Genomic DNA, 9,885 nt, shown 5'->3' with positions numbered 1-9,885 from the left:
CTCCGCTTAGCAAAACGCCGTGCTCGCCAATATACGCGTCTATGTCACGGCAGAGCGGGTGACGGGAATCGAACCCGCCTCTGCAGCTTGGGAAGCTGCCATTCTACCGATGAACTACACCCGCGAATCGATAAAGAGTTTACGTCTTTTTCGAAGAATATGCCAATCCGCTGTTTTTATTGGCTCTTTCGCCGCGCCTCAGGCCTTGGTGTAGAGCGGCAGGCAGGCGTCAATACACTGGAGCAGCTTAACGATATCTTCAGTGTCGATAGCTGGGAAAGCACCAATTCGGAATTGATTCCGCCCCAATGAGCGATAGGAATCGATATCTAATACGCCGTTTTCTCGGAGGCGTTGGATAATTCCTTTGGTATCCACTTCCGCTACAAAATCCACGGTAGCTACTACCGGAGAGCGATAAGCAGGGTCTTTTACAAACGGCGTCGCCAGCGGATGCTGCTCTGCCCATTCGTACACCGCTTGGGAATTAGCGCGGCTCCGCGCCGCCGTCGCCTCCATGCCCCCTATTTCTAGCATCCACTTTATTTGAGAGCTCAGCAGGGTGAGCGTGCCAATAGCGGGGGTGTTGTAGGTCTGATTTTTTCGGGAATTCTCCAGCGCAATCTGTAAATTAAGGAAATCGGGAATCCAGCGCTCTTTGGCAATCTTTTCAATTCGCTCCACCGCGGCAGGAGAGGCAAAAGCTACCCACAATCCGCCTTCTGCTCCGAAGCACTTTTGGGTGGAAAAGTAGTAAAAATCCACTTCGGAAGCTGGGAATATATATCCGCCGGCAATTGAAGTGCCGTCCACAATGGTAAGTGGCGCATCAGCAGCAGCGGCAGAGGCAGTAGCACCACCAGTAGTACCAGCAGCAGAATCTCCATAGCGGCGCAGCGGGCTGCAAACGCCGGTAGAGGTTTCATTGTGGGCATAGAGATAGGTATCGATACCGGTGGTAGTTTCATTCGTGATAATTGTGCCGGGCACGGTGGTGCGCACTTCTGGCGTTTCTAACCACGGGGCGTTTTGTGCAGCATGGGCAGCTTTTCCAGAAAATTCTCCCATTACGGCATACTGAGCATGCTTCTCCACCAGGTTGAAAGCTACTGCATCCCAGAGGGCGCTCGCTCCACCGTTGCCAATCAGTACTTCATAGCCAGCGGGGAGTTGAAATAAATCGGTGAGTCCAGAGCGAATATCTCCCACAATTTCTTTTACGGGTGGTTTCCGGTGGGAAGTGCCGAAAGGCGCGGCAGCTATAGCTTGCATCTGTTCGGGGCGTATCTTTGAAGGGCCTGATCCGAAGCGGCCGTCGCGCGGAAGAATTTTTTCTAAAAAATTGTCCATACTCCTATCTTTACATTTTTTACTGAATTTCTTTATTTAACCTAGTGCTAGGTGTTTTAAGGTAGACGCGGCGCGGAAGAAAAATTAGCGATAATAAGGCGCGAGAGGCTTTGAAAATCGGTATTTTGGGGAAAAACGGAATGTGGCTTGGCTAACCGCTAAAATAGTAAATAGTGAGGAAAACTATAAATAAGGGGAGAGGGCGATGAGCAGTAATTTAGTGGATACCGCGGAGATGTATCTGAAGACTGTCTATGAGCTGGAAGAAGAAGACATACCGGCTCTGCGGGCGCGCATTGTGGAGCGCTTAGATCAGTCGGGCCCTACCGTTTCGGAGACGGTAGCGCGCATGGAGCGAGATGGCCTACTGCACGTGGCGGAAAATCGACACATTGTCTTTACTAGTGAAGGTAGAAAGCGGGCTGCGCACGTAATGCGCCGGCACCGGATAGCGGAGCGAGTGCTCTACGATTTAATTCATATTCCGCTTTCGGATATTCATGCGGAGGCGTGCCGTTGGGAGCATGTGCTTTCTGACGAAGTGGCAGAAAAAATGTTCGAGGTGCTAGGTAAGCCAGAGAAAGATCCTTTTGGGAATCCAATTCCCAGCGATGAATGCCTATTTCCGCAGCAAGATTGTGCGCGTGTGCCGGGTGTAGAATCGCTGAGCAATTTCGCCAATACGGTGGCTATTCCGGACGGCGTCGATTTAGAAAACCTGGCAGCGGGCGCAGATTTTGGTAAAAAATGCCAGATTATGCAGTTTGTGGAAAGGCTACAGGTGGAAGAAGATGAAGTGCGGGTACTAGAAGAGCTGCAGATATTGCCGGAAACCAAAATACAGGTGCTGGGAAAGCAAGATTACCAAGTGTATGTAAAGATGCCGACGGGTGTGATTGCTCTAGCGGAGCAGACTGCGCAGGGAATTTTAGTGCGCGCTGAATAGTTGCCTGTAGCTGTGAGTAGGTTTACGCCGCGGTGAATAGGTAGATATCGCGGTGAGTAAATGTGTGCTGTGGTGAGTAGAAGTGTATGGCGCTGAATAGCTACGCGCCGCTCTTAGTAAGTAGGCACAAAAGTTATAAAGAGCGGCAAATAATGTAATCTGCGCTACAGTTTTCGGAAAACGGAGATATTTTTGAGCGGGAATTCCATGATTTTCGGTAATTTTTTGCGCGTAAAAGCAGAAGCGTTATCAAAAAGTTATTTTATTTATTCGCTTCTACGTGGCATTATGCCTCTATTGTAGACATGCAGGAAAGTTTTTTATAACATTTACGTTATGGAACGGTGATTCATTACACTGTTACAAATTTGTGACATTTCCGTTTCTTCCCGTTATGATTAACGAGGATAGAAATAGTAGCAACATTAGTTACACTTCGATTTAACTGTGGAGGAACTCAATGGCAGGACGGCACTTAAAGGCAGATTCGCCGAATATGCTGTGGAAACGTGGCGCGCAAGGATTTGCCACTGCTTCCGTGGCTGGCACTCTGCTCGGCATGGGCGCTCCCGCTGCTTTCGCTACTCCGGCTGATGAGGCTGCGGCAGTTGCACCAGAAAGAGCTGCTGCTACGGTAGCGCTTGGCAGTGCAGAAAAGGATTATGAGATTCCGGCTGTCGAGGTGCAGACCTCCGATCTTTCCAATGATGGCTCCGGCTGGGGATTTGCGCATATCGATTTAGAAGCGCAGGCTGCTCCTACTCCTACGGCTACTTCGAACGCAGCAAATATCGGAGCTGCTGCGGGGAATAGCTCTTTCGACTTTTCAAATATTCCGCCGGCTGCTACCTCAGGAATCGCTGAGTATGCTTTGCAGTTCAGTGGCGCTCGCTACGTATATGGTGGGGCGACACCGGCTGGCTGGGATTGCTCCGGCTTCACTCAGTACATATATGCACAATTTGGCATTAATCTTCCGCACCAGACGGAAATGCAGGCAGCTCGGGGGCAGCGTATTCCCGCCTCCGCCGCTCAGCCCGGTGATTTAGTGTATTGGCCAGGGCACGTGGGAATCTATCTCGGAAATGGGCAGCACATCGCGGCTCGGACTCCGTCTAGTGGCACCTACGCGGGCCCGCTTTACGGCAACCCTTCTTTCTACCGCTTCGGCTAAAAATAAACTAATATTCGGCTAAAAATAAGCCGATAGTTTTACACTTTGGTTACAAAGCTGATAGTTTCTACCATTTCACAAAATAGGCTGATAGTTCTGCAACTGCGGCTAAAAATTAATTAATATCGCAGCTAGATACTATTCAGTTCCGCGATTAGATACTGTGCAAGAGCGCGGTTAAATACAATCCGGCAAAGCAGCTAGATATTTTTGCGCCAATTCGGCGTCCGAAGGTGCTTCCTCCCAACCATTTTGCCGCTTCATCTCAGTATCTTCCCCCTTTCCTAGGAGCAGTACGATTCGCCGCGCCGGCACCTTTTCGCAGCCATATTCACCGAGAATTGCTTTTTTTATTGCTAGCTGGCGATCTACCACTATTTCGTGGGGGCACTGCACGTATTGTGCAATTTCTTGGCAAATATCAATCACGGGTTCGGTATAGGGATCATCTTCAGTGAGTATCACATAAGAAGCGTGCTCTCCGGCCGTTTCTCCTAAATCTTTGCGCCGTGAATAGGCTTTTCCTCCTGCGGAACCAAATACAGCTACCGGCGCGTACTCGGGATACTCGGCGTGTGCACAGGCGAATACCGCTTCAAAACTCATGCGGTTATGTGCATAATCCACCAGCACGATCACGTTTTTATCGGCGCTTTTATAGACTCGCATTCTTCCAGTTACGTGCGCGGATTCTAAGCCGCGCCGTACGTATTCTTCCGGTATTCCCAGCATCCCCGCCATCGTAATGGCCGCAGCCGCATTCTCCACATTGAAAACTCCGGGCATAGCGATAGCGAAATCGTCGTTATAGAAATTACCGGAAATGTGAAAACGCGAGCCCTCTTCCGTGGGCCTCACTTCGCTTATTTGTACATCGTCATCGCTTTGGTAGCCAAAAGTGCGCGGAGTAATTCCGGCTTTCTGCGCGGCGGCGAGAATTTCTGCTAAATGCTCCGAATGGGAATTTACACAGGCTGCACGGCAAGATTGGAAAATTTTTAGCTTCGAAGCGAAGTAATCAGCAAAATCCGGGTGCTCGATTTCGCTAATATGATCCATTCCGATATTTAGAAAGCACCCGATGGCAAATTCTATTCCCTCTACGCGCCCATACTTTAAGGCCTGCGAGGATACCTCCATTATTAGGTTTTCGATGCCGGCGTCATAGGCATTTTGAAAATGTGCGTAAAGATCGAGAGGCTCGGGAGTAGTTAGATGCGATTTTTCTTCTTTTGTGCCGTCGAAAGTGCTAATAGAAGAGATAAAAGCTACGGGTGGGCGGTTTTGGGCACATTGCCAAGCATCGCAGATTGCACGCAAATAATAGGCCGTGGTGCTTTTCCCCTTTGTGCCAGTAATTCCCACTGTAGTGAAGTGCCCATCTACGTGTGCATAGTAGGTCTGCCCGAGGAGAATAGTGGCGGCGCGAATATCGCTGGTGAGCAGGGCCGGCAAATCTACTTCCGGATAAGGCACTTCAGATACGTAGGCCACCGCACCGGCTTTTTTTGCCTCTTGCAGATATGCGGGGCGAAAATTGCGCCCTTTGCAGATAAAGAGGGTGTGAGGAGTGACTTTCCGAGAATCGTAGGTGAGATTCTCTATCTCTAATTCGGGAAGTTTGGTCAGCGTTACCGGCTTAGAAAGCAAAGATTTTTCTTGCAAGATGCTTGCATAAAATTCTAACGGGTGCTTTACTGGCATATCTTCTCCTCGCTTCGGCTCTTATTCTACTTCGCTTCTTTTCCAAACGGGGGATGAGAGCTACGTCATAAAAATCCTTTGTTTTAGTTGAGGAAAATGAGAGAATAGAGAAAAGAGGGAGGAAATATCATGGCACACGAAAATGTAATCATAGTGGCAGTAGATGGCTCCCCAGCTGCTCATGCTGCTTTACGTTGGGGGTTTGAGCAGGCTAAACGGCGGGCGGCGGAGCTGCGTTTAATTTGCGTCTATCAGCTCCCATATTTTACTTCCCGCAATAATAACCCCGGAGAAACGGGCAGTGCTCCGAGTCTGGGTTTAGAAATTACTCCGGTAGTGCCGGAGGCGGTACGCGAAGAGGGAAAGCTCCTGTATGAGGCGGCGGAAGCCAATATGCGGCGCTTAGTGGCCGAAGTGAGCGGGCAAGGCGTAAAAGTGACCTCGCAGCTTATTGACGGCGACCCTTCAGAAGTTTTGGTGGAAATGTCGAAAAAAGTGGCGTTAATCGTCTTAGGTGGGCACGGGCTGAAAAGTGGCCGGATCGCCGATCGGATTTTGCGCACAGTTTCTACGGCTGTACCTGCCTATGCTTATTGCCCTACTGTGGTGGTGCCTCCGGAAAGTGTGCAGCGCTGCCTGCCGATTAAAAAAATTGTGGTAGGGGTAGATGGCTCCGAGGCAGCGAAAATTGCCTTACAACGCGGAGTTTGGGAAGCAGATCGCTGGGATGCGCACCTAAATATTTTTGATACGGTGAACGTCGATCCGGTGAGTTGGGTGCCGCAGTTCGCCCTCACCAACGATATTTTTGACGACGTACGCGAAGTAATCGAGCGCCAGCTGCGGGAAGTAGATGAAGGGCGAGATATCGATTCGTCAATCACCGTCGGGCAAGGTAATCCCGTGGGCAGATTGGCAGAGTTTTCTCGTGAAGTAGATTTAGTAATTGTAGGTACGCGCGGGCGTGGCGGTTTTCGGGGATTATTGCTGGGCTCCACCTCGCAATCTTTGCTCGGATATGCTGAGTGCCCGGTAATGGTGGTGCCGCGGCGTATTAAAGAGGGAGACGATGTAGGCCCCGATCCGCGCCGGCTCCGAGACGAGAAATAATAGCGAGAAACAACAGAGCGAAATAATAGAGCGAAACCGCAGTGCGATAGTGGATATATAGGTAGCTAGATAAATACGCGATAGATAGTTAGATAAATACGTGCGGCGTTACTCTCGCTGTGTTTCCGAGTTTTTCCCGTGCTATTGCTTCGGCTAGAGTATTACTTGCGCCCTCGTAGCTCAGTGGATAGAGCACCGCTCTCCTAAAGCGGGTGCCGGCAGTTCGATTCTGCCCGGGGGCACGCATGGAGAAAGTTTTACGGAAGTGCAGAGCTTTTGCGAAAATATAGAGCTTTTGGAAACTGTAGAACTTTTTGCGGAACTATGCGCAAAAGCAGTGGCTCATCTTACGCCTTTAGACATTGCTGTCAATAATGAGAATAGTTATTATTAAGCTATGTCGTTTTCCCGGAAGTTATTCGTATTCTTATTTATTGCCCTTTTGCTCGGGGGGCTGAGTTTGCCCGTTGCGTGGGGAGAATCTGCGGCGCGCACGGAGCTGCAGAGTGGAAAAATCGATATATTTTACCCCGTGCCGAATGGCAGCAGTATTTCTCTGCTCAGCCGGGAGCAGCAGGGAGATAAATTTCATTACTACAATCCAGCGCAGATAAGTTTGGCGATAAAAGAATCGGCACTGCGCTCGCTAGCGGCGGCGGATAGTGCGGCTAGTGTGGCCGGTGTAGCTGGTGCGGCTAGTGCGGCCGGCAAAGTAGCTTCGCTACCGGCGGGCGTACCGGAACGTGGATACTTCGTGGGCAGCCAACTAAGCGCCGAAAATCCGCTGCAAATTGGTTGGGATTTTTCTGCGCTCGCTGCCAGTGTCGCTAGTTCGGCTGCGGCCACTAGTGCGGACCAAACTGCCGGTGCCGTTAACTCTGCCTCTGCCTCTGAGCAAGGAAAAGCTACTGCCGTCACCCTATTATTTTCAGAAGTGAGTGGCCCCGGGGAGATATATCTTTGGGGTGCAGCTAATAAGGCCGGCACGGCGCAGAATTTCCTAGATGGCGGATATCAGCTGAAAACAGGTGCAAAAATTACCGATCGCACTTCTGCTACTAATCGCACTTCCGCTACCACTCCTAATTGGCTCTTTACCCGCCCAGGTACCTATCAGATTCGCGCTGTTGTGGAGATGGAAAAGAATGGGCAAAAGCTGATTTCTGCCCCTGCTGAATTTCAGTGGGAAATTGGGAAATCGGCAGCGAGTGTTAAGCGGCCGAGTCCGTCTAATGCTCCCGCCGCCTCCGCGCCCGCGCCGGCAGCTAACAACTCTGCGCAGCCAGCGGCTCCTGTTTGCCGGCCGGTAGAAGTTACGAAACAGAAAAATAGTGGTTTTGGCGGTTCGCACACTATCGCCGCCAATACTCACGTCCACCCGAACTGGGTATTTACTGCTCCGGGCACCTATCGGGTAGGAATTACGCAAAGTGCGCGGGCGCGGAGCGGCGGTATTCTTCGCACTACGGGTACGCTCGTATTTCAGGTAGGCGGAGCGGGCAACGCCAATTCCGGGCATTTTGATGTTGGCACCCTCGTACAAGGTTCACGCTTGCAGATGGCTATTAAAGATGACCGTTCGCAGCCTGCCGCTTGGAAATCTCCCCAAGAGCTAGTATTTGGAATTTCCGGAAATGCGCGTACGACTGCTCCGGCCGGTATGGAATTTGTGGCGGCGGCGGGAAGTCCGATTTGGATGATCGCCTCTACTCAACAGGCAGGAGTGCCGTGGGTGGGAGCTAATACTCAGCATCCGAGTCTGCACGGCGGCACCCAAGGAGCGGTAAATTGGCAAATTACTTCTTTTAGCGGCCCGGGAAGAATGGCAGTTTTTGAATCAGCTAATTTTGGAAAAGTAGGAAAAGTTTGGTTTACTGGCTCGCCGGCTGGCCCGCAGAAAGTAATCGTCGGGCGTACAGCTAGCGGAGAAGCTTGCCAGCTCAGTGCCGAACAGATCGCGCAATTGCAGGCAGCTGGAAAAATTATTGACCCTTCGGCTTTACCTCCGGAATTGCGGGGATTACCGCAGAGCGGGCTGCCCACTTTTCTGCTGGGAGTATCTGCTTTTCTCCTCGCCGCTGCCGGAGTAATTGTAGTCTTTAAGCGTCGCTCTGCGCCCGTGCGTCACTCCTAGGATGGCCGCATATGCAAGTACCGAAAATTACGAGTAAGTGGCGGAGAAAAAGTATTTTTTTCCTCGTCTTCCTCCTAGTTTTTCCGCTCAGTGCCTGCGCCGCTCGTACTGAAAAATCCGGCTTGCAAATCGTGGCTTCTACGCCGATAGTGGCCGATATGGTGGAGCAAGTAGCGGGAAAGGAAGCGGAAGTAGTATCGCTAATTCCTCGGGGAGCCGATCCACATTCTTATGAACCATCTTTGGCGGCGCTGCGCAATATAGCCTGGGCAGATATTGCCTTCACCAACGGTCTGTTACTAGAGTCCGCTGCTCTGCAAAAAACTCTGAAAGCTAATTTGCCGGCGCAAGCCGAGATAGTGGAACTTGCCGCGCATGCTCCGGAGCACGGCGGTTACCATATTCGTTTGGTAGAAGATTTTTCTCTCTCCACGCTCTGGCTGGGATTCCGCTCGGAAGGTATCGCAGAAAATATGGAAATTCGCGCCACCGACCTTAACGGGCCAGGTACCCTAGCGGCTTTCACTACTGCTACTTTCGGCACTGCGCATCCCTGGATAGTGAGCGGGGATGGTTTTGATGACGCAGATAAAGTGGCACTTCCTCCCGATGCTCATACTCATATGTCGTGGGCGATGAGTGCTCCGGGTGTGTATGATCTACATTTAAGTGCGCGCCCTACCGCTGCGGCGGATTCTGCAGCGGAGGGAGAGGGAAAACTGGCCGAGTCTGCAGCTGAAGAAGAGGGAAGAGCGGCAGATTCGCCTGGAAAAGAAATGGCGGCAGTGCTGCGTTTCGTAGTGGGAGAGAACCCGCAAGGGCGGGGGCGTACGGTGCTCGATTCCGGGCATGCTGATATTACGGTGACTCCGCACGGAATAAAAATTCTGGCGGATAAAGACGGAGAAAAGCAGGAATACTCCCCAGCAGAAGTGCTTATTGCCGTCCCTCATTCCACGCTGGCGAAAGTTCCGGTGGAAAAATCTTGGCGTTTTCTCGGTAAACCGGAAGCAGATACTTGGATACTTGCGCAAGCGGTACTGGGAGAGCACGTACACGGAGAAATTGATCCTCATCTTTGGCAAGACGCCGTAAATGGCTTGGCATATATAGATGTCATAACTGATGAGCTCAGCAGTATCGCTCCAGAAAAAGCGGAGATATTTCAAAAGAATGCAGCTCGTTACCGAGAAAAATTGCAGGATACGGATAATTGGATGCGTTCGGTAATCGGATCTATTCCACTTGCGCAGCGCAAGCTGGTGACCACTCACGATGCGTTTGGCTATTTGGCAAAGGGCTACGGTCTAGAAGTTTCGGGAGTGGTAGCGCCTAACCCAGCTATTGAGCCGTCTTCTCAGCAGTTGGCCACGCTTGCGCGCACTTTAGAGGATTTACATGTGCGGGCAGTATTTGTGGAGCCCACTACGCGGCGGCATAAACAAGATTTGTTGAATCTAGCGGCGG

General features: G+C 51.1%; 7 protein-coding genes and 2 tRNA genes. 6 read left to right on the top strand and 3 right to left on the bottom strand.

Annotation, left to right across the window (positions count from 1 at the left end):
- Positions 1–53: 53 nt before the first annotated feature.
- Both Q0X35_RS04555 and serC read right to left on the bottom strand, forming a co-directional pair.
- A tRNA-Gly gene (locus tag Q0X35_RS04555) sits at positions 54–124 on the bottom strand.
- Between the two features lie 74 nt (positions 125–198).
- A complete protein-coding gene (gene serC / locus Q0X35_RS04550; protein WP_297566009.1) occupies positions 199–1,350 on the bottom strand; it encodes a phosphoserine transaminase in 1,152 nt (383 codons plus the stop codon).
- A 205-nt stretch (positions 1,351–1,555) separates the two neighbouring features.
- Here serC and Q0X35_RS04545 point away from each other — a divergent pair, with 205 nt between their 5' ends.
- Together Q0X35_RS04545 and Q0X35_RS04540 are read left to right on the top strand one after the other, a co-directional pair.
- A complete protein-coding gene (locus Q0X35_RS04545; protein ID WP_297566007.1) occupies positions 1,556–2,296 on the top strand; it encodes a metal-dependent transcriptional regulator in 741 nt (246 codons plus the stop codon).
- 460 nt (positions 2,297–2,756) lie between these two features.
- The gene (locus Q0X35_RS04540) at positions 2,757–3,470 is read left to right on the top strand and encodes a C40 family peptidase (protein WP_297566005.1); all 714 of its coding nucleotides are present in this window, start codon (positions 2,757–2,759) and stop codon (positions 3,468–3,470) included.
- A gap of 177 nt (positions 3,471–3,647) precedes the next feature.
- On the opposite strand, the gene Q0X35_RS04535 is transcribed toward Q0X35_RS04540, so the two are convergent.
- Positions 3,648–5,174 (bottom strand): Mur ligase family protein, encoded by a 1,527-nt coding sequence (locus Q0X35_RS04535; RefSeq protein WP_297566003.1) that lies wholly within the window; start codon positions 5,172–5,174, stop codon positions 3,648–3,650.
- 129 nt (positions 5,175–5,303) lie between these two features.
- On the opposite strand from Q0X35_RS04535, the gene Q0X35_RS04530 reads away from it, so the two are divergent.
- From Q0X35_RS04530 to Q0X35_RS04515, 4 genes are all read left to right on the top strand, one after another.
- Positions 5,304–6,284 carry a universal stress protein gene (locus Q0X35_RS04530; RefSeq protein ID WP_297566001.1) on the top strand — a complete coding sequence of 327 codons (981 nt, stop codon included), beginning with the start codon at positions 5,304–5,306 and terminating at the stop codon, positions 6,282–6,284.
- Positions 6,285–6,453: 169 nt separating this feature from the next.
- Positions 6,454–6,526: transfer RNA gene (locus tag Q0X35_RS04525), tRNA-Arg, on the top strand.
- Positions 6,527–6,681: 155 nt separating this feature from the next.
- The gene (locus tag Q0X35_RS04520) at positions 6,682–8,418 is read left to right on the top strand and encodes a choice-of-anchor M domain-containing protein (RefSeq protein WP_297565999.1); all 1,737 of its coding nucleotides are present in this window, start codon (positions 6,682–6,684) and stop codon (positions 8,416–8,418) included.
- An 11-nt stretch (positions 8,419–8,429) separates the two neighbouring features.
- On the top strand, positions 8,430–9,885 hold a 1,456-nt coding region (locus tag Q0X35_RS04515; RefSeq protein WP_297565996.1), incomplete at its 3' end, for an anchored repeat ABC transporter, substrate-binding protein.

Origin of the sequence: uncultured Arcanobacterium sp. (assembly GCF_947253055.1) — a bacterium.
Lineage (GTDB): Bacteria > Actinomycetota > Actinomycetes > Actinomycetales > Actinomycetaceae > Arcanobacterium_A.
The sequence above is the reverse complement of the archived record's forward strand: the minus strand, read 5'-3'. Positions and strand labels throughout refer to the sequence as shown.

Bases quoted from the DNA above. Each gene is read 5' to 3' on its own strand.
- Q0X35_RS04530 (WP_297566001.1), top strand. From the start codon at position 5,304: ATGGCACACGAAAATGTAATCATAGTGGCAGTAGATGGCTCCCCAGCT.
- serC (WP_297566009.1), bottom strand. From the start codon at position 1,350: ATGGACAATTTTTTAGAAAAAATTCTTCCGCGCGACGGCCGCTTCGGA.
- Q0X35_RS04535 (WP_297566003.1), bottom strand. From the start codon at position 5,174: ATGCCAGTAAAGCACCCGTTAGAATTTTATGCAAGCATCTTGCAAGAA.
- Q0X35_RS04540 (WP_297566005.1), top strand. From the start codon at position 2,757: ATGGCAGGACGGCACTTAAAGGCAGATTCGCCGAATATGCTGTGGAAA.
- Q0X35_RS04520 (WP_297565999.1), top strand. From the start codon at position 6,682: ATGTCGTTTTCCCGGAAGTTATTCGTATTCTTATTTATTGCCCTTTTG.
- Q0X35_RS04545 (WP_297566007.1), top strand. From the start codon at position 1,556: ATGAGCAGTAATTTAGTGGATACCGCGGAGATGTATCTGAAGACTGTC.